Source organism: Bacillus sp. A015 (genome assembly GCF_053851875.1).
In genome coordinates, this window is sequence record NZ_JBSPZB010000001.1 from 71,113 (window position 1) to 93,388 (window position 22,276).

Here is a 22,276-nt window from a genome sequence, read left to right on the forward strand (position 1 = left end):
GCAATTGAATGTACGAGAGAATCTCAGACAAATAAATGAACAAATCAACGAAGCATGTAAAAGAGCCGGTCGAAACCCAGCGGATGTATCGGTCGTCGCTGTCACAAAATATGTCTCGATTGAACGAGCACAAGAAGCCAAGGAAGCTGGAATTTTGCACTTTGGTGAAAATCGTGACCAAGGGTTACTTGAAAAACAGGCGGCCATAACCGATGAACACATTAGCTGGCACTTCATCGGCAGTTTACAGACACGAAAAGTGAAATCTGTCATTCAGACAATTGACTACTTACATTCGCTCGACAGAATGTCCCTTGCGAATGAAATTGAAAAAAGAGCGGATCACACCGTTCTCTGTTTTGTACAGGTGAACACATCTCTTGAGGAGTCAAAACACGGCTTACAAAGCGAAGACGTGATTCCATTTGTGAAACAGCTTGCTGATTTCAAACACATTGAAATTGCTGGACTGATGACGATGGCTCCATTTACAGATGATCAGACTGTGATTCGAAACTGTTTTAAAACATTAAAAAGCCTTCAAGAAGAGGTAAAGCTTCTTAACCAAGTAAATGCACCTTGTCAGCATTTATCGATGGGCATGTCAAATGATTTTGAAATCGCAATTGAAGAAGGTGCGACATTCGTTCGGATTGGCTCTTCACTTGTTGGAAATGAAACAGGAGGTGCGTGACATGAGCATAAAAAATAAGTTTAAAAGCTTTTTCACACTCGACGATGAAGAGTATGAGTACGAATATATTGATGAAGAAAGAGAACCAGTTCAAGAAGAAAAAGGAACAAAAGACAAAGCAGCATTTCAAGAGCACCCGCAGACAGGAAAACAAAATGTCGTCAGCTTGCAAAGCGTGCAGAAATCCTCTAAAGTGGTGTTAAGTGAGCCGCGTGTTTATGCAGAGGCGCAAGAGATTGCAGACCACATTAAAAACAGACGTGCAGTCGTCGTGAATTTGCAGCGTATTCAGCACGATCAAGCAAAGCGAATCATCGACTTCTTAAGCGGAACGGTTTATGCAATCGGTGGAGACATTCAGCGTATAGGCTCGAATATATTCCTCTGCACACCTGATAATGTGGATGTATCTGGCACAATATCAGAGCTTTTGGCAGAGGAAGAACCTCAGAGGTGGTAAATCAAAGTGATTCTATATTCCATTTTTAAGATTTTAGAGACTGCATTAACGATTTACTCATTCGCGATTATTATTTACATCTTTATGTCATGGGTGCCTTCTGCAAGAGAAACAACAGTTGGCCGTTTTTTGACATCCATTTGCGAACCATATTTAGAACCATTTCGTAAAATGATTCCGCCAATTGGCATGATTGACATCTCGCCAATTGTGGCATTGCTTGTGATTCGTTTTGCTTCATCGTATGGACTGAGAGGTCTTTATCAAATGATTGCCGGAATCATGTAACAGGCTGCCGGGCTTGGCATCTGCCAGGCTCTTTTACATAAAGGGGAACAAAATGAGCGATATTTATCAACATTTTAGAAAAGACGAACAGCCATTTGTCGACCAAGTGTTAGGCTGGAAAAAAATCGCACTCGACCAGTATCGAATGAAATTAACAGACTTTCTTGATCCGCGTGAGCAGTTTATTACCAAGTCCGTCATCCAGCATTCTGATGAACTTGGGATTATGTTTTTTGGCGGATATGAAGGAGCGGAGCGCAAAAGAGCCCTGATCTATCCTGATTATTTAGCACCGTCTATTCGGGATTTTGAGCTGTCTTATTTTCAGGTGAACTATCCGAAAAAGTTTATTTCGATAGAACACCCGAAGCTTCTTGGCTCACTCATTGGGACAGGCTTGAAGCGTCAAAAATTCGGTGATCTGTTATTTTCTGAGGAAGATGTGCAGTTTATTTGTACAAGTGATGTCGCCGATTTTGTTCGGGCGCAGCTGACACATGTCGGCAGAGCATCCGTTTCATTAGAGGAAATCAGTGAGGCAGATATAAAGCCAGTCATCAGCAAAACAGACATCAAAGAAGATACCATTTCCTCTTTACGGCTTGATGCTGTATGCGCCGCTGTCAGCCGTCAGTCTCGGCAAAAAGCACAGCTTTTAGTCAAAAATGGACGTGTCAAAGTAAACTGGAAAATCACTGAGGACCCTTCCTTCACAATCGGCGAAGGCGATCAGCTCTCTGTGCGGGGATTTGGCCGCTTTAGCTTAAAAACGATTGATGGGAAGACAAAAAAAGATAAATTTAAAGTAACATTTGAGCTTCTGACATAACGAACTTGAATCTGGAGGTGGCGAGGTTGCCATTAACACCTAATGATATTCATAATAAAACGTTCACAAAAAGTTTTCGCGGCTATGACGAAGATGAAGTAAACGAGTTTTTAAGCCAAGTACGTAAAGATTACGAAATCGTGCTTCGTAAAAAGAATGAGCTTGAAGACAAAGTCAACGAGCTTGACGAAAGACTAGGTCATTTTGCGACAATTGAAGAAACATTAAACAAATCGATTCTTGTGGCGCAGGAAGCAGCAGAAGACGTAAAACGTCACTCTGATAAAGAAGCGAAATTGATTATTCGTGAAGCTGAAAAAAATGCAGACCGCATTATCAACGAAGCGCTATCAAAATCAAGAAAAATTGCGATGGAAATTGAAGAGCTGAAGAAACAGTCGAAGGTCTTTAGAACTCGTTTCCAAATGCTCATCGAAGCTCAGCTTGATCTTCTGAAAAATGATGATTGGGATCATTTGCTGGAATATGAAGTTGACGCTGTCTTTGACGAAAAAGAATAAGCGCATCATCTTGACATGACGTGCACATGTTGCATATAATACCATCATAAATTAACAAGAGATAAACGTTTGAAAGGGACACTCGCAGCTGTTATATGCGTAATAAAGCGAATCAGGGATGGTGGAAGCCTGACATTACGAAGCGCTGCAATGAGATCACCCCTTTAGTTCCTTTTCTGAAATGAAACCAGTAAGAAAAGGCGTCTGATCACGTTACGATTTTAGAGTGGATAAGCGGCTGTTTCATAGCGCTTGTCTAAAAGGGTGGTACCGCGAGACAAGCCTTCTCGTCCCTTATGGGATGAGAGGGCTTTTTTTATTGTTTTTTAATAAGAATTTGCATGTGGAGGAATGGGTATGAACTACAAAGACACCTTATTAATGCCGAAAACAGAATTCCCAATGAGAGGGAACTTACCAAACAAAGAGCCTGAAATCCAAGAGGAGTGGGCAGAAAAAGACATCTATCAAATGGTCTTAGAGCGGACAAAAGGACGTCCGACCTTTATTTTGCATGATGGACCTCCATATGCGAATGGTGACATTCATATGGGGCACGCACTCAATAAAATCCTAAAAGATTTTATTGTCCGTTTTAAATCGATGAATGGGTTCCATGCACCGTACGTACCGGGCTGGGATACACACGGCTTACCAATTGAAACAGCCCTCACGAAAAATAAAAAAGTGAAACGAAAAGAAATGTCTACAGCAGAATTCCGCAAACTATGCGAGGAGTATGCTTGGAAGCAAATCGAGGGTCAGCGCAATCAGTTCAAACGATTAGGCGTAAGAGCAGACTGGGACAATCCATATGTGACATTAAAGCCTGAATACGAAGCGCAGCAAATTCTTGTCTTTGGTGAAATGGCGAAAAGAGGCTATATTTACAAAGGGCTGAAGCCTGTTAACTGGTCTCCTTCAAGTGAATCAGCACTCGCTGAAGCGGAAATTGAATATAAAGACAAACGTTCACCATCTATTTACGTATCATTTAAAGTCAAAGATGGCAAAGGCGTATTTGGAAACGATGAACAATTCATCATCTGGACGACAACACCTTGGACGCTTCCTGCAAACCTTGGTATTTGCGTTCATCCAAACCTAGAGTACAGTGTGCTCCAAGTTGGTACTGAGCGATATGTCGTCGCATCTGAGCTAGCTGAACAAGTGGCAAAAACACTTGGCTTTGAAGAATACGAAGTCGTAAAAACACTGAAAGGAAAAGAATTAGACAACATCGTTGCAGAGCATCCGATTTACGGCAGAGATTCTCTCGTGATGCTTGGCGATCACGTAACAACGGATGCAGGAACAGGCTGTGTTCACACAGCACCAGGCCACGGGGAAGATGACTTTATCGTTAGCATGAAGTACGGTCTTGATGTGCTATGTCCAGTAGATGGAAAAGGCGTGATGACAGAAGAAGCGCCTGGTTTTGAAGGACTATTCTACGAGGATGCCAATAAAGCCATCACAGAACAGCTTGAAGCAAAAGGTGCGCTGAAAAAGCTCGACTTTATCACGCACTCCTACCCGCATGACTGGAGAACGAAAAAGCCAACGATTTATCGTGTGACAGCTCAGTGGTTTGCTTCGATTAAAGATTTCAGAGAAGCGCTATTAGACAATATTAAAGAAACAAAATGGGTTCCAGCATGGGGTGAAACACGCCTATTCAATATGGTGCGTGACAGAGGTGACTGGTGCATTTCAAGACAGCGTGTATGGGGCGTTCCAATTCCGGTCTTTTATGCGGAAAATGGTGAGCCGATCATCACGGACGAAACGATTCAGCACGTATCTCAATTATTTAGAGAACATGGCTCGAATATTTGGTTTGAAAAAGAAGCGAAGGAATTATTGCCAGAAGGCTTTACACATCCAGGCAGTCCAAATGGTGAATTTACAAAAGAGCAGGACATCATGGATGTATGGTTTGATTCTGGTTCTTCTCACCAAGCCGTTTTAGAAGAAAGAGATGACCTTGTCCGTCCGGCAGACCTTTACCTTGAAGGCTCTGACCAATATCGCGGCTGGTTTAACTCTTCCTTATCAACAGCGGTGGCTGTCACTGGAAAAGCGCCATATAAAGGTGTCCTAAGCCACGGCTTCACGCTTGATAAAGAAGGACGCAAGATGAGTAAATCATTAGGCAATACGATTGATCCAACGAAGGTGGCGAAGCAGCTTGGTGCGGAGATTCTTAGGCTTTGGGTTTCTTCTGTCAACTATCAAGCCGATCACCCAGTGTCTGATGATATTTTGAAACAAGTAGCAGAAGTATATCGTAAAATCCGTAACACCTTCCGCTTCCTGCACGGTAACCTCTTTGACTTTGAGCCAGCAGTTCATGCAGTGCCAGTAGAAGAGCTTCGTGAAGTGGACCAATATATCTTGATCAAATTAAACAAATTAATTGATAAAGTGAAAAAAGCATATGATGATTACGAATTTGCTGTCGTATATCATGCGATTCACAATTTCTGTACGATTGAGCTAAGCTCTTTCTATCTCGATTTTGCAAAAGATGTGGTGTACATTGAGCATGCAGATCATCCGGACCGCCGCAGCATGCAGACCGTCTTCTACGAAACATTAATGGCGTTAGTGAAGCTGACTGCACCAATTCTTCCGCATACAGCAGATGAACTATGGAGCCACTTAAGCTTTGTTGAAGAGCCAAGTGTTCAGTTAACAGATATGCCAGAAGGTGTGGCTGTTCCTCAAGCAGAAGCGACAGAAGCGAAGTTCGACCGCTTTATGGAAGTGCGTGACGATGTCCTTAAAGCGCTAGAAATTGCACGTAACGAAAAAGTCATCGGACGTTCACTTGAAGCAAGTGTGACTCTTTATGCGACAGATGAAGTGAAAGACCTTCTTGCATCCATTAAAGAAGATGTGAAGCAGCTCTTTATCATCTCTGAACTAACGGTAGAAGATAAGCAGAATGAAGATACATCAGCGCCTGAATACACATCAGGACGTATTGTGGTTCAAAAAGCAGAAGGAGAACTGTGCGAACGTTCTCGCATTATTTCAAAAGATGTTGGTGCAAATCCGAAATACCCAACATTGTCGCTTAAAAATGCTGAAATCGTGGAGAAATATTACCAAAATTAACAGTGCGACATCACCAGCTAGCGCCCCGCCATATGCGGGGCGTTTTCTATTCTGAGAAAATGACAGCGTTTAGAACGAAAGGAAAAATCTTATGGCTTTAAAGTGAACAGGCGGGGCAACAATATGATTATCACGACAGGGCAGGAGTTGAAATAGCGACATGAATGGCGATCTAGAGACGATTTACATGGAACTCCTTCAAATGAAAGAAGAACTGCAATCTAAACTGTTTGAATATGCATCATTTCGTTCACCCGATGAACATGTCACATTGAATGAGGCCAAAACGACAACGCTTCTTTATCACATCAAAGAAGAGCTGCAAGATGTGTCGCTCGCTATTGCAAAAATTGAGCAAGGAACCTATGGCATATGTGAGGCAACAGGTCTTGCAATCCCGCTTGAACAAATGAGTATTCTTCCTACAGCCCGCACGACTGACGACTTTTTATATCATAAGCAATACGAGAAAAAAGCATTCACTCCTTATCCTCACGATTCAAACGATTCTCATTTTGAAGCCTTCCACATGTAGGGAGGTTTTTGTCTGTCAACTAAAGTTTCTTTACTCCTTCCTGTTTTCTTGATAAAATGCTTAAAGATCAAAGTATGAAGATGGAGGAACGTGTGTGTTCTATTACATAATCGCATTCGTTATGATTTGTTTAGATCAATTAACAAAATGGCTCATTGTCAAACATATGATGCTCGGAGATTCTATTCCAGTGATTGATGGCTTCTTTTATATCACGTCTCACCGAAATTCAGGAGCCGCATGGGGTATTCTCCAAGGACAAATGTGGTTTTTCTATGTGATCACACTCGTTGTTATTGCGGGAATTATTTATTACTTGCAAAAGCATGGACAAAAGGACAAGCTGCTTGGAGTAGCGCTGGCCTTAATGCTTGGCGGAGCGATTGGAAACTTTATCGACCGCATTTTCCGTAAGGAAGTGGTTGATTTTGCTCATTTCGTATTTGGGGATTATCATTATCCAATCTTTAACATTGCAGATTCTTCTCTATGTGTAGGGGTTATTCTGCTCTTCATTCAAATGCTTTTAGATGGAAAGAAAAATAAGGAGTCAACTACATGAATCAAGTAAACATTGCCGTTGCAGAAGAACAAACGAGTGAACGGCTTGATAAATTTTTAAGCACGACAGAACCAGAATGGTCAAGAACCCAAGTCCAGCAGTGGGTAAAGGATGGGCTCATCGAAGTAAACGGGAAACAAGTGAAAGCGAATTACAAAGTCCAAGCTGGAGATCAAATCAAAGTGGAGATTCCAGATCCAGAAGCACTTGATGTAGAAGCAGAACCAATGGATCTTGATATTTATTATGAGGATGAAGATGTGCTAGTGGTGAATAAACCACGTGGAATGGTCGTTCATCCAGCACCAGGCCATGTGTCAGGAACACTTGTGAATGGCCTTATGGCACATTGCAATGACTTATCAGGCATTAATGGCGTGATGAGACCTGGAATTGTCCACCGGATTGATAAAGATACGTCTGGACTGTTAATGGTCGCTAAAAATGATATGGCGCACGAATCACTCGTCAATCAGCTAGTTGCCAAGACCGTCACAAGAAAATATACCGCCGTTGTCCATGGCATCATCCAGCATGATACAGGAACAATTGATGCACCAATTGGCAGAGACAAAAAAGACCGCCAAAGCATGACGGTCACAAAAGAAAACGCAAAGCAGGCAGTCACTCACTTTGATGTGATTGAACGCTTTCAAGATTTCACCCTTGTCGAATGCCGTCTTGAAACAGGAAGAACACACCAAATTCGTGTTCATATGAAATATATTGGCTATCCTCTTGCGGGAGACCCGAAATATGGCCCGAGAAAAACAGTCGATTTCAATGGACAGCTGCTGCATGCAGGTGTTTTAGGATTTGATCATCCTAGAACAGGAGAATACATCGAATTCACAGCACCAATTCCAGCTGATATGCAAGCTTTTATCGATTCATTAAGAAATAACGATTGACAGGCCGTTCTTTTTCTGAAATAATAAACAAAGAAATTGAGATTCTTTAAAACAGTCCAGAGAGGCTGAGAAGGATAACGGATCCATTTGTGCACGTGTATGCACAAATGAACGCCCCTCTCTGCCCTTTGCAGAAGGGGCTTTTTATTTGTCAAAAAGAGGTGTAGAAGATGGAACAAAAAGCAGTCATTCTTGATGAACAAGCGATAAGACGAGCGCTTACCCGAATTGCACATGAAATGATTGAGCGCAACAAAGGGATGAAGGATGTCATCCTTGCCGGGATCAAGACAAGAGGCATTCATCTTGCAAAGCGCCTTGCAGAGCGCATCGAGCAAATTGAAGGAAATCCAGTCACTGTGGGTGAACTTGATATTACGCTATACCGTGATGACCTGACAAAAAAGACAGACAACCAAGACCCGCTTGTAAAGGGTGCAGACATTCCAGCTGACATTAATGACAAAACACTCATCGTCGTTGACGATGTCCTGTTTACAGGCAGAACCGTAAGAGCGGCCATGGATGCTCTTGTGGATGTAGGCAGACCGTCTTCTATCCAGCTTGCTGTTCTAGTCGACCGGGGACACCGGGAGCTGCCTATTCGAGCGGATTATATCGGGAAAAACATCCCGACATCAAAAGCAGAAACAGTCATGGTTCAGCTCAATGAAGTAGATCAAAACGACCTTGTCGCTATATATGAAAAATAACCTTTTTAAATGCATTCCAGAGAGTTTGCAAAGAGGGCAATAACAGAGAAACCGAACACACGCTACATGACGTGTACGGTTTTTCTAGGCCTCTTTGCGCATACTCGCAAAGAGGCTTTTTTAATGAAAAAGGACACATCTAGGAGGAAAATCATGAGTCAGCAAAAAGCCAATTTAGGCATTCGAGATATCCCAAAACCGTTCACATGGCTATCACTTAGCCTCCAGCATTTGTTTGCCATGTTTGGTGCGACCATTCTTGTACCAAAAATCATTGACATGAGTCCAGCAGTCGCGCTCATCTCAAGCGGTGTTGGAACCATTGTTTACTTAATCATCACAAGAGGACAAATTCCGGCGTATCTTGGATCATCCTTTGCCTTTATCGCCCCCATATTGAATGTCAAAGCAACAGGCGGACCTGGAGCCGCAATGGTTGGCGCCTTCATGGCGGGTGTGGCTTATGCGCTCATTGCACTATTCATTAAATGGCTAGGCACAGGCTGGCTGATGAAGCTTCTGCCGCCTGTCGTCGTAGGACCAGTCATTATGGTGATCGGACTTGGACTCGCTGGAACAGCTGTCAACATGGCGATGTATGCTGATCCGAATGCAACCGAGCTTGTGTACAGCTTAAAGCATTTAATGGTCGCTGGCTTTACACTAGCTGTCACGATTATCAGCATGATCTTTTTAAGAGGATTCCTTAGCCTGATTCCAGTATTAATCGGTATTATCAGCGGCTATCTCTTTGCCTTAACACAGGGCATCGTGAACTTCCAGCCGGTCATTGACGCAAAATGGTTTGCTGTACCAGACTTCGTCGTACCATTTGTCGACTATACACCTGCTGTGACGTTAAGCATTCTCACAGTGATGGTGCCGGTTGCCTTTGTGACCATGTCTGAGCACATTGGCCATCAAGTGGTGTTAAGCAAGGTCGTAGGGCAAGATTTTATTAAAAAGCCAGGTCTTCACCGCTCCATTTTAGGAGACAGTGCGGCGACCATCTTCGCTTCACTCATTGGCGGACCTCCAACAACGACTTATGGGGAGAACATTGGCGTACTTGCCATCACAAGAGTGTTCAGTATCTTCGTCATCGGCGGAGCAGCAGTATTTGCGATCTGCTTCGGCTTTGTTGGGAAAATGTCAGCATTAATCAGTACAGTGCCGTCCGCGGTCATGGGAGGCGTTTCGTTCCTGCTCTTTGGGATCATTGCCTCAAGCGGCCTGAGAATCCTGATTGATCATAAAGTGAATTTTGAAGAAAAACGTAATCTCATTATCGCATCTGTCATCTTAGTCATCGGAATTGGCGGGGCATTCATTGAGGTGAAACAAATCAACCTCACACTATCTGGAATGGCACTCGCTGCGATTACCGGCGTTCTGTTAAACCTGATCCTGCCGCACCAGAAAGCGGAGGATAACGAGTCAAATGAATCGAATACAGAAAACCTTTTAAAAGAAGTCCAGTGAGGCTGACAAGGGTTCTAAATTGAGCAGATTGTGCGAAAGTGCCGCTGCTTCTTTTGGAGAACCCTAAGCTGCCGAGGCTTAGGGTTTTTTTGAACCTGAAAGTGATGAAAAACTAGAGGGGGAAGAAAAATGAATGATCTATCGACAATGAGCAGCTTATCTAAGGAAGAGATTTTACAGCTGATTGAAGAAGCATCCGCACTGAAAAATGGGAAACAAGAACATGGCTTAGCTGGAGAATTTGTAGCGAATCTCTTCTTTGAACCAAGTACAAGAACACGTTTTAGCTTCGAAGTAGCCGAAAAGAAACTTGGAATGAATGTGCTTAGTCTAGATGCGGCAAGTACCTCAGTTCAAAAGGGAGAGACGCTTTACGATACGGTGAAAACGCTAGAATCCATTGGAATCAAGGCGTGTGTCATTCGGGACAGCACCGACGAATATTACAACGAGCTAATCGGGAAGGTAGGGATTCCCATCATCAATGCTGGAGATGGCTGCGGGCAGCACCCGACACAATCACTGCTTGACCTGATGACCATCTTCGAAGAGTTTGGCGGGTTTGAAGGCTTAACGATTTCGATTCATGGAGATATCAAACATAGCAGGGTGGCAAGGTCGAATGCTGAGGCTCTTTCAAGACTTGGAGCGACAGTGCTCTTTTCAGGACCAGCCTCCTTCCAAGATGAACAAAACCCTCACGGAACGTATGTCCAAGTAGATGAAGCCATTAAACAATCTGATGTGGTGATGCTGCTAAGAATTCAGCATGAACGGCACGCAGAAAAGATGGGCAGTGACGATTACTTATCTACTTATGGATTAACAGTAGATCGGGCAAGCAAAATGAAAGAACGAGCCATTATTATGCATCCAGCACCAGTAAACAGAGGTGTTGAAATAGATGATTCTTTAGTAGAATCCAAGCAGGCAAGGATTTTCAAGCAAATGGAAAATGGCGTGTATATCCGAATGGCTGTTTTAAAAAGAGCTTTTCAAAATAGCAGACTACATCAAAAAGGGAGAGATTCTGTCTATGTCATATCTCATTAAAAACGGTTTTATCTTAACAAGCACAGGGGAAAGAGTGCAGCAGGATATAAGGGTAGAAGGAAAAGTGATTCAAGCGATTGGTCATTTAGAAAGAGAAGACGGAGAAGAGATCATTGATGCAGCTGGGCTGTTTGTGTCACCAGGCTTGATTGATCTGCATGTGCATTTAAGAGAGCCAGGCGGCGAGAAAAAAGAAACGATTGAAACAGGCTCTAAGGCAGCAGCAAGAGGCGGGTATACGACGATTGCAGCTATGCCGAATACACGGCCAGTTCCAGATACAAAGGAGCAAATGGAATGGCTCATGAATCGAATCGAAGAGACCTCATCTGTGAGAGTACTGCCATACGCCTCCATCACCACTAGACAAATTGGCGAAGAGATGACAGACTTTGCAGCGTTAAAAGAAGCAGGTGCCTTTGCTTTTACGGATGACGGTGTTGGCATCCAAACAGCAGGCATGATGTACGAAGCGATGAAAAAGGCAGCAAGACTTGATCAAGCGATTGTAGCGCACTGTGAAGATAATTCACTCATTTACGGAGGGTGCGTTCATGAAGGAGAATTTTCAAAAGCAAATGGGTTAAACGGAATACCGTCAATTTGTGAATCGGTGCATATTGCAAGAGATGTCCTCTTAGCAGAAGCAGCGAACTGTCATTATCATGTATGTCATATCAGTACGAAAGAATCTGTCCGAGTCGTGCGCGATGCAAAAAAAGCAGGCATTCGTGTAACGGCTGAGGTTTCACCGCATCACCTGCTTTTATGTGATACGGACATCCCGGGTCTTGATACAAACTATAAAATGAACCCGCCGCTCAGAGGAAAAGAGGATCGCGAGGCACTGATCGAGGGACTTTTAGATGGCACAATTGATTTCATCGCAACAGATCATGCTCCGCATACAGAAGAAGAGAAAAATGAAACGATGCAGCGTGCCCCTTTTGGGATTGTAGGACTTGAAACAGCGTTCCCGCTTCTGTACACACGCTTTGTGAAAACAGGCGAATGGACATTAAAAGAACTTGTTGATTATATGACAATCAAACCAGCAGAAGCCTTCTCCCTTCCATACGGAAAGCTAGAAGAGGGTCAAGCAGCTGATATCACGCTCATTGATTTAAACAAAGAAATGGCAATCGATAAAAAAAGCTTCTTATCTAAAGGACAAAATACACCGTTTGACAAATTGACTGTATCAGGATGGCCGGTCATGACACTTGCATCTGGGAAAGTCGTTTATGAAGAGGGGAGACTAGTAAATTGAAGAGACGCTTAGTGCTAGAAAACGGAACAGTATTCGAAGGAACAGGCTTTGGCAGCTTAGAATCGTCAGTCGGAGAAGTCGTCTTTAATACGGGGATGACAGGCTATCAAGAAATTTTGTCTGATCCATCATACTGCGGACAAATTGTTACACTCACTTATCCGCTCATCGGCAACTATGGCATTAACCGTGATGATTTTGAATCGATCACACCGTTTGTGAAAGGGCTGATTGTAAAAGAGCTTTGTGAAAAGCCCTCAAACTGGCGCTCTTCATACTCACTTGATGAATACTTGAAAATGAAAAACATTCCAGGGCTTAGCGGAATCGATACACGGAAGCTGACAAGAATGATTCGAAGTGCAGGAACATTAAGAGGGGCTTTTGCAGGACCGGATGAACAAGTGGAAGACGTTGTGCGCCGCCTTCAAACATTGCAGCTGCCAACGGATCAAGTGAGACAAGTTTCTGTGAAAAATGCGTACCCAAGTCCAGGGAGAGGAAAAAGAATTGTGCTTGTGGATTTCGGGATGAAGCACGGCATTTTGCGCGAGCTCAATAAGCGTGACTGTGATGTCATTGTGGTGCCATACAATATCACTGCGGATGAAGTGCTGCAGTTAAAGCCTGACGGGATCATGCTTTCAAACGGCCCTGGGGACCCTGTTGATGTACCAGAAGCTGTCGAGATGATTCAGCAATTGATTGGGAAGTTACCACTCTTTGGCATTTGCCTAGGACACCAGTTATTCGCTCTTGCGTGCGGCGCAAGTACAGAAAAAATGAAATTCGGTCATAGAGGATCGAATCACCCGGTCAAAGAACTAGCAACTGGCAAGGTGACCTTGACGTCTCAAAACCATGGCTACACGGTAAGTACTATTAATGAAGACTTGCTTGAAGTAACACATATTGCTCTAAATGACAATACGATTGAAGGGTTAAAACATAAAGAAGCGCCAGCATTTACTGTACAGTATCACCCAGAAGCATCACCGGGTCCAGAAGATGCGAACTACTTATTTGACGAGTTCATGGAAATGATTCAGACGAATGAGAAAGAAGGGGAAGAAGTATGCCAAAACGCGTAGACATCAAAAAGATTTTAGTCATCGGATCAGGTCCAATCATCATCGGTCAGGCAGCAGAGTTTGACTATGCAGGCACACAGGCTTGCTTAGCACTAAAAGAAGAGGGCTATGAAGTCGTTCTTGTGAACTCCAATCCTGCGACGATCATGACAGATACAGAAATGGCCGACAAGGTATACATTGAACCACTGACACCAGAATTCTTAACACGAATCATTCGAAAGGAACGCCCTGATGCGATCTTACCAACACTTGGCGGACAAACTGGACTGAACCTCGCTGTTGAATTATCAGATCTTGGCGTATTGGCTGAATGCGGCGTTGAAGTACTCGGAACAAAACTATCAGCTATTCAAAAAGCTGAGGACAGAGATTTATTCCGTAATCTGATGAATGAACTAAATGAACCTGTCCCAGAAAGTGAAATCATTCATAATCTTGAAGAAGCGATGGCGTTTACGAATCAAATCGGTTTCCCTGTCATTGTCAGACCAGCCTATACATTAGGCGGAACGGGCGGCGGAATTTGTACAAACGAGCAAGAATTGAAGGAAATCGTCGAAAACGGATTGAAGCTAAGCCCAGTCACACAATGCTTGCTTGAAAAGAGTATTGCGGGCTTTAAAGAAATTGAATATGAAGTCATGCGTGATAGCGGTGATCATGCGATCGTTGTTTGTAACATGGAAAACTTTGATCCTGTCGGCATCCACACAGGTGACAGCATTGTCGTTGCACCAAGCCAAACGTTAAGTGACCGCGAATATCAGCTGCTTCGTAATGTGTCACTGAAGCTCATCCGTGCACTTGGCATTGAAGGCGGCTGTAACGTACAGCTGGCACTTGATCCGAACAGCTTTCAATACTATATCATCGAAGTAAACCCGCGCGTGAGCCGTTCCTCTGCGCTTGCGTCTAAAGCGACAGGCTATCCAATTGCTAAACTTGCAGCGAAAATTGCTGTCGGCTTAACGCTTGATGAAATGATGAACCCAGTCACAGGTAAAACATATGCAGCCTTCGAGCCAGCACTTGACTATATCGTTTCAAAAATCCCGCGCTGGCCGTTTGACAAATTTGAATCTGCCAACAGACGTCTTGGTACGCAAATGAAAGCAACCGGTGAAGTCATGGCGATCGGCCGTACATTAGAAGAGTCTCTTTTAAAGGCTGTACGTTCACTTGAAGCGGATGTGCATCATATTGAATTAAAAGATGAAGCAGACATCACAAACGAAGTGCTCGAAAAGCGGATTATCAAAGCAGGAGACGAGCGACTATTTTATATCGCTGAGGCGCTTAGAAGAGGTTATACAGTCGAACAGATTCATGAATTCTCAAAAATAGATTATTTCTTCCTCCATAAGCTAGAAGGCATCATCGCATTTGAAAAGACGTTAAAAGAAAACAAAGGCAATACAGACGTATTAAAAGAAGCGAAAGATAAAGGCTTCTCAGACATCTATATTAGCCGCGAGTGGAACATGAAGGAAGCGGATGTCTACAAGCTAAGACAAGAAGCAGGCATCGTTCCTGTTTACAAAATGGTGGATACATGTGCGGCAGAATTTGAATCAGAGACGCCATATTTCTACAGCACGTATGAAGAGGAAAATGAATCAGAACGAACAGACAAGAAAAGCGTCATTGTGTTAGGCTCAGGTCCAATCCGAATTGGACAAGGGGTTGAGTTTGATTATGCAACCGTTCATTCTGTGTGGGCGATCAAACAAGCAGGGTATGAAGCCATCATTATAAACAACAACCCTGAAACGGTCTCAACAGACTTCAGTATTTCAGATAAGCTTTACTTTGAACCACTTACTGTAGAAGATGTGATGCACATCATCGACCTTGAAAAACCAGAAGGTGTCGTTGTTCAGTTCGGCGGACAAACAGCGATCAACTTAGCAGATGAATTATCGAATAGAGGAGTTAAGATTCTAGGAACTTCGCTTGAAGACCTTGACCGCGCGGAAAACCGTGACAAGTTTGAGCAAACATTAGAAACACTCGGCGTACCGCAGCCAAAAGGAAAAACAGCTACGTCTGTGCCGGAGGCGGTAGCGATTGCGAATCAGATTGGCTACCCAGTCCTTGTCCGTCCTTCCTATGTGTTAGGCGGTCGTGCGATGGAAATTGTTTACCAAGAAGCCGAGCTTCTTCACTATATGGAGAATGCGGTGAAAGTCAATCCGCAGCACCCAGTGTTAATTGACAAGTATTTGACAGGAAAAGAAATTGAAGTAGACGCCGTGTCTGACGGAGAAACTGTCGTGATCCCAGGCATTATGGAACATATTGAAAGAGCCGGAGTTCACTCTGGTGACTCTATTGCGGTCTATCCGCCGCAAACATTGTCTGAGGACATCAAAGCGAAGATCGCAGAATACACGATTAAACTCGCAAAAGGACTGAACATTATTGGACTGCTTAACATTCAATTTGTTCTATCAAAAGGAGAAGTGTTCGTACTTGAAGTGAACCCGCGTTCAAGCCGGACTGTCCCATTCTTAAGTAAAATTACGGGCATTCCAATGGCAAACCTAGCGACAAAAGTCATTTTAGGTGACAAGCTCAAAAACTATGGCTACCAAGAAGGGCTTCACGCCGAGCAAGAAGGGGTGTACGTCAAAGTCCCGGTGTTCTCTTTTGCAAAACTAAGAAGAGTGGATATTACACTCGGGCCTGAAATGAAATCAACAGGTGAAGTCATGGGGAAAGATGTCACAATCGAAAAAGCTCTCTACAAAGGGTTGATTGCATCAGGGATACAAATTCCAAATGACGGAACGGTTCTCCTCACAGTCGCTGACAAGGATAAAGAAGAAGGGCTTGAGATTGCAAGAAGATTCCATTCCATCGGTTATCAGATTTTAGCGACAGAAGGAACGGCGAATTACTTAAAACAAGCCTCCATACCATCAAGTGTGGTCGGCAAAATAGGAGAAGAAGGAAAGAATCTTCTCGAAGTCATTCGAAACGGTGAAGCCCAATTTGTCATCAACACCCTGACAAAAGGAAAGCAGCCGGCAAGAGACGGCTTTAGAATCAGACGTGAATCTGTTGAAAATGGAGTGGCTTGCTTAACGTCACTAGATACAGCAGAAGCCATTTTAAGAGTGCTTGAGAGCATGACATTTAGAGCAGACGAAATGCCAGAAGTGAAAACGAATGCTGAGGTGACAGTAACGATATGAAAAAAGCATACTTGACGGTCGTCTCGAACCGAGAGATCGCTGATCATATTTACGAAATGACATTAAAAGGTGACCTTGTGGAATCATTTCAAACGGCTGGACAGTTTCTTCATATAAAGGTCAGCGAATCCATGACACCGCTGCTGAGAAGACCGATCAGTATTGCCAACATTCATGCCGAGCAAAAAGAAGCAACCATCATTTACCGCGCAGAGGGAGAGGGCACGAAGCTCCTTTCCCAAAAGCGGGCGGGAGAATCAGTCGATGTATTAGGGCCGCTTGGGAACGGGTACGACCCTTCAGTTGTCCATCCCGGGCAGACGGCATTACTAGTCGGTGGAGGAATTGGAGTACCGCCTCTATATGAGCTGTCCAAGCGTTTAACGGAAAAAGGCGTTATCGTGAAGCATGTCCTCGGCTTTCAATCGAAAAAGGATGTATTTTACGAGGAGAAATTTCAAGCACTCGGAGATACGTTTATCGCGACCGTTGATGGAACATACGGCTCAAAAGGTTTTGTGACAGGTGTGATCGAAGAAAATGATTTGAGCTTTGATGTGCTGCTTTCCTGCGGACCGACACCTATGCTAAAAGCACTAAAGGACAGATATCCCGATAAGCCTGTCTACATTTCAATGGAAGAACGAATGGGCTGCGGAATCGGTGCATGCTTTGCTTGTGTCTGTCATACCGATCAGCACGAAAAACCTTACGTCAAAGTCTGTCTTGATGGACCTGTATTTAAAGCAGAGGAGGTGGCATTGTCATGCTAAACGTGGAGTTACCCGGCTTATCTTTAAAGAACCCGATTATACCTGCATCAGGCTGCTTTGGATTCGGAAGAGAGTTTGCTTCATTATATGATTTATCCATGCTGGGCGGCATCATGATCAAAGCCACTACCCTTGAAGCGAGATTTGGCAACCCGACACCGAGGGTGGCTGAGACTGGAGCCGGTATGCTGAATGCGATCGGTCTTCAAAATCCAGGTCTAAAAGGCGTGCTCGAAAATGAATTGCCTTGGCTTGAGCAGTTTGATACCCCCATTATTGCAAACGTTGCTGGCTCACAGGTTGATGATTATGTCGAAGTAGCAAAACAAATCAGCCAAGCAAAGAATGTCCATGCCCTTGAACTGAATATTTCTTGTCCGAATGTCAAAACAGGCGGGATCGCATTTGGTACAGACCCAAACATGGCAGCGTCGTTGACAAAAGCGGTCAAGGAAGTCTCCTCCGTTCCTGTCTATGTGAAACTGTCTCCTAATGTGGCCAATATTGTTGAGATTGCTAAAGCAATTGAATCTGCTGGAGCGGATGGGCTCACCATGATTAATACCTTAATTGGCATGCGTTTAGATTTAAAAACTGGGAAGCCCATCCTTGCCAATAAAACAGGCGGATTATCAGGTCCAGCTATAAAACCTGTCGCTGTTCGAATGGTACATGAGGTCAGTCAGGCGGTTTCTATTCCGATTATTGGGATGGGCGGGGTGCAAAGTGCTGAAGATGTACTTGAATTTTTACTAGCAGGTGCAAGTGCAGTAGCTGTTGGCACAGCCAATTTTGTGAACCCTTTTATTTGCCCAGAAATCATTGAAGAGCTGCCAAATGTGTTAGCGGCTTATGGTTATTCATCTGTAGAGGAATGTATCGGAAGGAGCTGGAAGCATGAAGCACTTGCCCATCATCGCGCTTGATTTTCCATCAGGGCAGGAGGCACTTGCCTTTTTAGAACCCTTTGAAGGCACACCATTATTTGTGAAGGTTGGTATGGAGCTGTTTTACCAAGAAGGGCCAGCCATCCTTGACGCGCTGAAAGAAAAAGATTGCCGCATATTTCTTGACCTGAAATTACATGACATTCCAACAACGGTGCAAAAGGCGATGAACCGGCTTGCTGCACTTGGCGTTGATTTGGTCAATGTGCATGCAGCTGGCGGGAAACGAATGATGCAGGCTGCGGTAGAGGGACTTGAAAGCGGGACGCCTGCTGGACAAAGCCGCCCGGGCATTATTGCTGTGACTCAGCTGACAAGTACGTCAGAAGACATGATGAACAAAGAATTACTCATTGATCGTCCATTGCAAGAGACTGTGTTGCATTACGGACAATTGGCATATGAAAGTGGACTCGACGGTGTTGTTTGCTCTGTTCATGAATCTAAAGCCCTTCATGAGCACATCTCACCATCCTTTCTCACTGTGACACCAGGGATTCGCTTGCCGAATGATCAAACCGATGACCAAAAGCGTGTGGCGACACCTGCCTTTGCAAAAGAGCAAGGTGTTTCACAAATTGTTGTCGGAAGGTCCATCACGAAAGCTGAAAGTCCAATGGAAGCCTATCATCAAATTTTGAAAGAGTGGGAGTGACTGCCGGATGAAAACGAAAATCGCTAAACATCTACTACAAATCAAAGCTGTCTCATTAAAACCAGACACACCGTTTACGTGGGCAAGCGGCATCAAATCACCGATTTACTGTGATAACCGCCTGACTTTGTCGTACCCGGAAGTGAGACACGACATCGCTGAAGGTCTAAAAGATTTGATTCTCACTCATTTTGAGGGAGCGGAGGTTGTCGCTGGCACTGCAACAGCGGGCATTCCGCATGCCGCATTAGCTGCAGACCGCCTGAACGTGCCGATGTGTTATGTCAGAAGTAAGCCAAAAGCACACGGAAAAGGGAATCAAATTGAAGGAGCCGTATCGCCTGGTCAAAAAGTTGTTGTCGTAGAAGACCTCATTTCAACTGGTGGGAGCGTGCTTGAAGTGGTCTCGGCTCTTCAAGACGAAGGCTGTGACGTACTCGGAGTTGCTGCAATTTTCACATACGGCCTGCCAAAAGCAGCTGCTGCTTTTCAAGAGAAAAACATTCCATATGTCACACTAACAGACTATGACACGCTGACAGACGTGGCACTTGAGCTAAAAGCGATCGAACCTTCTGCTATGAATAAACTAAAACGCTGGAGACAAGATCCTACCTCTGAATCTTGGATGGAAGAAACGGTCTAAAAAGCTGTGCCTAGCTGCACAGCTTTCAGCGTGTAGACAAACCCTCGCATTCGGTGTCAGTCCTGCGTGCCGGTGCTCACGAATGTCAAATTCGCTCCGCTCCGGTACTCGTCCTTCCTAGACTTCAAAGGTTTTCTATCACGCTGAAAAGAAGACAAAGGGCTAAAATAAAGGTCATTTTAGCCCTTTGTCAACAATCTGAAAGCTGTGCCTCGCTGCACAGCTTTTTCATTTGGTTAAAAATAGTAAAATAGACTCAAATTCAAATAAGAACTAATCCTATCAATAAAGTCGGGTTGACTTTTGTTTGAATTGTGTTAATATTTAATACAAATTAAAACTCTTATCCAGAGAGGTGGAGGGATTGGCCCGATGAAACCCGGCAACCTGCGATTCGCAAGGTGCCACTTCCTGCAAAATGATTCTATTTTGAAAGATAAGGAAATCGTGAGCTTCCTCATCTTTCTTTCGGACTGAAAGAAAGTTTTTTTATTTTTCACGATGAGGAGGAAGAATTGAAGAAAATCAGGATGAGGATTTAGTGAAGCACGTGCAAGAACTGATTGGGGGAAATGAAATTCGGTTCGATTACGTTCATTGTTCAGGACGGTCAAATGTTTAAGTGGGAAAAATGAAAAAATTAGATTGAAGTAGTGCGCAGATTAGCAATATGAGCGGTACTCCGGAAGGGGAGAAACAATGTTAACTTACGAAAATTGGCAAGAGCCGTCCATTACATTTCAAGAGGACGATTTGTATAAAGGGGCCCTATCCGTGCTGAAATGGGCGTACGGTCATTATGGTGATCAGCTCGTTTATGCATGCAGTTTTGGCATTGAGGGCATTGTCCTGATTGATCTTATTGCGAAAGTAAAAAAGGATGCGAGAATTGTCTTTTTAGATACAGGTCTGCATTTTAAGGAAACGTACGATACAATTGATGCGGTAAAGGAAAGATACCCCGGATTAGACATCGTACTGAAAACACCTGAGCTGACAGTTGAACAGCAAAACGAGCAGCATGGTGAAAAATTATGGGAAACAAATCCTCAAAGCTGCTGCCATATGCGCAAGGTCATTCCTTTGCAAGAGACACTATCTGGCTATCCGGCATGGCTTTCTGGCTTAAGAAGAGAGCAGTCACCAAAACGAGCAGGTACGAACTTTTTAAATAAGGATGAAAAGTTCAAATCAGTGAAAGTATGTCCGCTCATTCACTGGACGTGGAAGGACATATGGAGATATGCATCTAGAGAGGATCTTACTTATAATCCGCTGCATGACCAGGGATACCCAAGTATCGGCTGTGCACCGTGTACACAGCCAGCATTTACTGCGGATGATTTGCGTTCTGGCAGATGGTCAGGTACAGCAAAGACTGAGTGCGGATTACATGAGTAAGGGAGCATAATGTATGGAAATCGCCGCAATTTTATTTAGTTTATTCTTTGCTTTAAACATAGGCGCAAGCGGAGCAGCCGCTTCTATGGGCATTGCGTATGGATCAGGTGCAATTAAAAAGCCCATCTATGCACTCAGCGTTTGTGCAGTTGGGGTTTTAGCAGGTTCAGTGATTGGCGGCGGTGAGGTCGTCAAAACGATTAGCTCTGGTATTATGCCAGAATCTGTGATTACGCTTGAAATCGTTTGTATCATCATTGGCTCTGCCGCATTATCACTCTTCATAGCGAATCTGATGGCCATCCCTTTATCAACAAGTGAGGTCACAGTAGGGGCTGTGGTCGGTGTTGCAGTCGCGTATAAAGTGTTATATGTGAAATCTATTTTAGTCATTGTGGCCTTTTGGATCATCATTCCACTTGTCGCCTTTGTTTTCACCTTTACTGTAGTCAAAATCATCAGAATGTTCCCTAAACGCACATTATCTAAAAAAAGCACTGCGATTTTATCAGTCTTGCTCATGATCAGTGGATTTCTAGAGGCGTTTTCAGCCGGTATGAACAATGTTGCCAATGCAGTCGGCCCGCTTGTGGCCTCAAGCGTCTTGTCCGTTGGGCAAGGAACACTTTACGGCGGAATCTTCGTCGCACTTGGTGCCCTGTTGCTTGGCAGAAGAGTGCTAGAAACAAACGGAAAGAAAATCACCCGCTATCAAACGGGTGAAGGGATTTTGTTATCGAGTACCGGCGCTGGACTTGTCATCGTCAGCTCTATTTTTGGGCTGCCAGTTCCACTTACTCAAATCACCTCCTCATCCATTATCGGACTTGGGATGGCAAAGGGTGGACCTAACATTTTTCATAAACATATCGTGAAAAAGATGCTGAAGGTCTGGGTTGTGTCACCCTTTTTATCACTCAGCCTATCGTATCTGCTGGTGAGCCTTTTCCTAAAAGGAGATTATTACTCTATCTTTATCATGATGAGTGTACTGCTTGCCTCACTCGGTGCGCTGAGTCTGATGAAGGCAGTCAAAAATGAAAGCAGCTCTATTCATGAGCAGGGCGGCGGGATTTAACTATAAATCCGACTATTAACATCTAATAAATATGAACATTGAGA

At 43.9% G+C, this 22,276-nt stretch carries 22 protein-coding genes, 1 riboswitch and 1 other annotated feature; all 22 genes read left to right on the top strand.

The annotated features are described in order from the left end of the window. Window positions 1-4: 4 nt before the first annotated feature. A complete protein-coding gene (locus tag ACSLGF_RS00360) occupies window positions 5-694 on the top strand; it encodes a YggS family pyridoxal phosphate-dependent enzyme (RefSeq protein ID WP_456001378.1) in 690 nt (229 codons plus the stop codon). Window position 695: 1 nt separating this feature from the next. Further along, window positions 696-1,154 carry a cell division protein SepF gene (gene sepF / locus ACSLGF_RS00365; protein WP_456001380.1) on the top strand — a complete coding sequence of 153 codons (459 nt, stop codon included), beginning with the start codon at window positions 696-698 and terminating at the stop codon, window positions 1,152-1,154. Window positions 1,155-1,160: 6 nt separating this feature from the next. Then, window positions 1,161-1,442, top strand: coding sequence for a YggT family protein (locus ACSLGF_RS00370; RefSeq protein ID WP_456001382.1), 282 nt, complete (start codon window positions 1,161-1,163; stop codon window positions 1,440-1,442). 52 nt (window positions 1,443-1,494) lie between these two features. After that, the gene (locus ACSLGF_RS00375) at window positions 1,495-2,271 is read left to right on the top strand and encodes a YlmH family RNA-binding protein (RefSeq protein ID WP_230031455.1); all 777 of its coding nucleotides are present in this window, start codon (window positions 1,495-1,497) and stop codon (window positions 2,269-2,271) included. Between the two features lie 26 nt (window positions 2,272-2,297). Further along, window positions 2,298-2,792, top strand: a complete 495-nt coding sequence (locus tag ACSLGF_RS00380; protein ID WP_008344947.1) for a DivIVA domain-containing protein — start codon at window positions 2,298-2,300, stop codon at window positions 2,790-2,792. Between the two features lie 59 nt (window positions 2,793-2,851). Beyond that, window positions 2,852-3,090: a binding site (T-box leader), on the top strand. A 59-nt stretch (window positions 3,091-3,149) separates the two neighbouring features. After that, a complete protein-coding gene (ileS, locus tag ACSLGF_RS00385) occupies window positions 3,150-5,915 on the top strand; it encodes an isoleucine--tRNA ligase (protein ID WP_456001384.1) in 2,766 nt (921 codons plus the stop codon). Between the two features lie 160 nt (window positions 5,916-6,075). After that, window positions 6,076-6,450 carry a TraR/DksA family transcriptional regulator gene (locus ACSLGF_RS00390; protein ID WP_456001386.1) on the top strand — a complete coding sequence of 125 codons (375 nt, stop codon included), beginning with the start codon at window positions 6,076-6,078 and terminating at the stop codon, window positions 6,448-6,450. A 94-nt stretch (window positions 6,451-6,544) separates the two neighbouring features. Then, window positions 6,545-7,012, top strand: coding sequence for a signal peptidase II (gene lspA, locus ACSLGF_RS00395; protein WP_099725925.1), 468 nt, complete (start codon window positions 6,545-6,547; stop codon window positions 7,010-7,012). Beyond that, window positions 7,009-7,923 (top strand): RluA family pseudouridine synthase, encoded by a 915-nt coding sequence (locus ACSLGF_RS00400; RefSeq protein WP_456001388.1) that lies wholly within the window; start codon window positions 7,009-7,011, stop codon window positions 7,921-7,923. Before lspA ends, ACSLGF_RS00400 begins: the two co-directional genes overlap by 4 nt. A 170-nt stretch (window positions 7,924-8,093) precedes the next feature. Continuing rightward, window positions 8,094-8,636, top strand: coding sequence for a bifunctional pyr operon transcriptional regulator/uracil phosphoribosyltransferase PyrR (gene pyrR / locus ACSLGF_RS00405; protein ID WP_024424234.1), 543 nt, complete (start codon window positions 8,094-8,096; stop codon window positions 8,634-8,636). A 153-nt stretch (window positions 8,637-8,789) separates the two neighbouring features. Continuing rightward, the gene (locus tag ACSLGF_RS00410; RefSeq protein WP_099725923.1) at window positions 8,790-10,118 is read left to right on the top strand and encodes a solute carrier family 23 protein; all 1,329 of its coding nucleotides are present in this window, start codon (window positions 8,790-8,792) and stop codon (window positions 10,116-10,118) included. Between the two features lie 129 nt (window positions 10,119-10,247). Continuing rightward, the gene (locus ACSLGF_RS00415) at window positions 10,248-11,171 is read left to right on the top strand and encodes an aspartate carbamoyltransferase catalytic subunit (RefSeq protein ID WP_456001390.1); all 924 of its coding nucleotides are present in this window, start codon (window positions 10,248-10,250) and stop codon (window positions 11,169-11,171) included. After that, window positions 11,155-12,441 carry a dihydroorotase gene (locus ACSLGF_RS00420; protein WP_456001392.1) on the top strand — a complete coding sequence of 429 codons (1,287 nt, stop codon included), beginning with the start codon at window positions 11,155-11,157 and terminating at the stop codon, window positions 12,439-12,441. Before ACSLGF_RS00415 ends, ACSLGF_RS00420 begins: the two co-directional genes overlap by 17 nt. Next, window positions 12,438-13,532: a carbamoyl phosphate synthase small subunit gene (locus ACSLGF_RS00425; RefSeq protein ID WP_456001394.1), complete on the top strand. Its 1,095-nt coding sequence runs from the start codon at window positions 12,438-12,440 to the stop codon at window positions 13,530-13,532. The genes ACSLGF_RS00420 and ACSLGF_RS00425 overlap by 4 nt, the downstream gene beginning before the upstream one ends. After that, a complete protein-coding gene (carB, locus tag ACSLGF_RS00430) occupies window positions 13,517-16,732 on the top strand; it encodes a carbamoyl-phosphate synthase (glutamine-hydrolyzing) large subunit (RefSeq protein ID WP_456001396.1) in 3,216 nt (1,071 codons plus the stop codon). Before ACSLGF_RS00425 ends, carB begins: the two co-directional genes overlap by 16 nt. Beyond that, window positions 16,729-17,505 (top strand): dihydroorotate dehydrogenase electron transfer subunit, encoded by a 777-nt coding sequence (locus ACSLGF_RS00435; protein WP_456001398.1) that lies wholly within the window; start codon window positions 16,729-16,731, stop codon window positions 17,503-17,505. The genes carB and ACSLGF_RS00435 overlap by 4 nt, the downstream gene beginning before the upstream one ends. After that, window positions 17,499-18,431 carry a dihydroorotate dehydrogenase gene (locus tag ACSLGF_RS00440; protein ID WP_456001400.1) on the top strand — a complete coding sequence of 311 codons (933 nt, stop codon included), beginning with the start codon at window positions 17,499-17,501 and terminating at the stop codon, window positions 18,429-18,431. Before ACSLGF_RS00435 ends, ACSLGF_RS00440 begins: the two co-directional genes overlap by 7 nt. Then, window positions 18,403-19,107 carry an orotidine-5'-phosphate decarboxylase gene (gene pyrF / locus ACSLGF_RS00445; protein ID WP_456001402.1) on the top strand — a complete coding sequence of 235 codons (705 nt, stop codon included), beginning with the start codon at window positions 18,403-18,405 and terminating at the stop codon, window positions 19,105-19,107. Before ACSLGF_RS00440 ends, pyrF begins: the two co-directional genes overlap by 29 nt. Window positions 19,108-19,114: 7 nt before the next feature. Continuing rightward, the gene (gene pyrE / locus ACSLGF_RS00450; RefSeq protein ID WP_230031463.1) at window positions 19,115-19,753 is read left to right on the top strand and encodes an orotate phosphoribosyltransferase; all 639 of its coding nucleotides are present in this window, start codon (window positions 19,115-19,117) and stop codon (window positions 19,751-19,753) included. 340 nt (window positions 19,754-20,093) lie between these two features. Beyond that, window positions 20,094-20,196: riboswitch (SAM riboswitch) on the top strand. A 129-nt stretch (window positions 20,197-20,325) separates the two neighbouring features. Next, window positions 20,326-20,388, top strand: coding sequence for a DUF2292 domain-containing protein (locus tag ACSLGF_RS00455; RefSeq protein ID WP_456001785.1), 63 nt, complete (start codon window positions 20,326-20,328; stop codon window positions 20,386-20,388). A gap of 64 nt (window positions 20,389-20,452) precedes the next feature. Further along, entirely contained in the window at window positions 20,453-21,154 is a 702-nt protein-coding gene (locus tag ACSLGF_RS00460) for a phosphoadenylyl-sulfate reductase (protein ID WP_309219414.1), read from the top strand. Between the two features lie 13 nt (window positions 21,155-21,167). Continuing rightward, window positions 21,168-22,232, top strand: a complete 1,065-nt coding sequence (locus tag ACSLGF_RS00465; RefSeq protein WP_456001404.1) for an anion permease — start codon at window positions 21,168-21,170, stop codon at window positions 22,230-22,232. Window positions 22,233-22,276 lie beyond the last annotated feature (44 nt).

What these genes read in the sequence shown, in the direction of transcription:
- sepF (WP_456001380.1), top strand. Translation starts at nt 696, where the DNA reads ATGAGCATAAAAAATAAGTTTAAAAGCTTTTTCACACTCGACGATGAA.
- ACSLGF_RS00375 (WP_230031455.1), top strand. Translation starts at nt 1,495, where the DNA reads ATGAGCGATATTTATCAACATTTTAGAAAAGACGAACAGCCATTTGTC.
- ileS (WP_456001384.1), top strand. Translation starts at nt 3,150, where the DNA reads ATGAACTACAAAGACACCTTATTAATGCCGAAAACAGAATTCCCAATG.
- ACSLGF_RS00390 (WP_456001386.1), top strand. Translation starts at nt 6,076, where the DNA reads ATGAATGGCGATCTAGAGACGATTTACATGGAACTCCTTCAAATGAAA.
- ACSLGF_RS00400 (WP_456001388.1), top strand. Translation starts at nt 7,009, where the DNA reads ATGAATCAAGTAAACATTGCCGTTGCAGAAGAACAAACGAGTGAACGG.
- pyrR (WP_024424234.1), top strand. Translation starts at nt 8,094, where the DNA reads ATGGAACAAAAAGCAGTCATTCTTGATGAACAAGCGATAAGACGAGCG.
- ACSLGF_RS00410 (WP_099725923.1), top strand. Translation starts at nt 8,790, where the DNA reads ATGAGTCAGCAAAAAGCCAATTTAGGCATTCGAGATATCCCAAAACCG.
- ACSLGF_RS00415 (WP_456001390.1), top strand. Translation starts at nt 10,248, where the DNA reads ATGAATGATCTATCGACAATGAGCAGCTTATCTAAGGAAGAGATTTTA.
- ACSLGF_RS00420 (WP_456001392.1), top strand. Translation starts at nt 11,155, where the DNA reads ATGTCATATCTCATTAAAAACGGTTTTATCTTAACAAGCACAGGGGAA.
- carB (WP_456001396.1), top strand. Translation starts at nt 13,517, where the DNA reads ATGCCAAAACGCGTAGACATCAAAAAGATTTTAGTCATCGGATCAGGT.
- ACSLGF_RS00435 (WP_456001398.1), top strand. Translation starts at nt 16,729, where the DNA reads ATGAAAAAAGCATACTTGACGGTCGTCTCGAACCGAGAGATCGCTGAT.
- ACSLGF_RS00440 (WP_456001400.1), top strand. Translation starts at nt 17,499, where the DNA reads ATGCTAAACGTGGAGTTACCCGGCTTATCTTTAAAGAACCCGATTATA.
- pyrF (WP_456001402.1), top strand. Translation starts at nt 18,403, where the DNA reads ATGAAGCACTTGCCCATCATCGCGCTTGATTTTCCATCAGGGCAGGAG.
- pyrE (WP_230031463.1), top strand. Translation starts at nt 19,115, where the DNA reads ATGAAAACGAAAATCGCTAAACATCTACTACAAATCAAAGCTGTCTCA.
- ACSLGF_RS00460 (WP_309219414.1), top strand. Translation starts at nt 20,453, where the DNA reads ATGTTAACTTACGAAAATTGGCAAGAGCCGTCCATTACATTTCAAGAG.
- ACSLGF_RS00465 (WP_456001404.1), top strand. Translation starts at nt 21,168, where the DNA reads ATGGAAATCGCCGCAATTTTATTTAGTTTATTCTTTGCTTTAAACATA.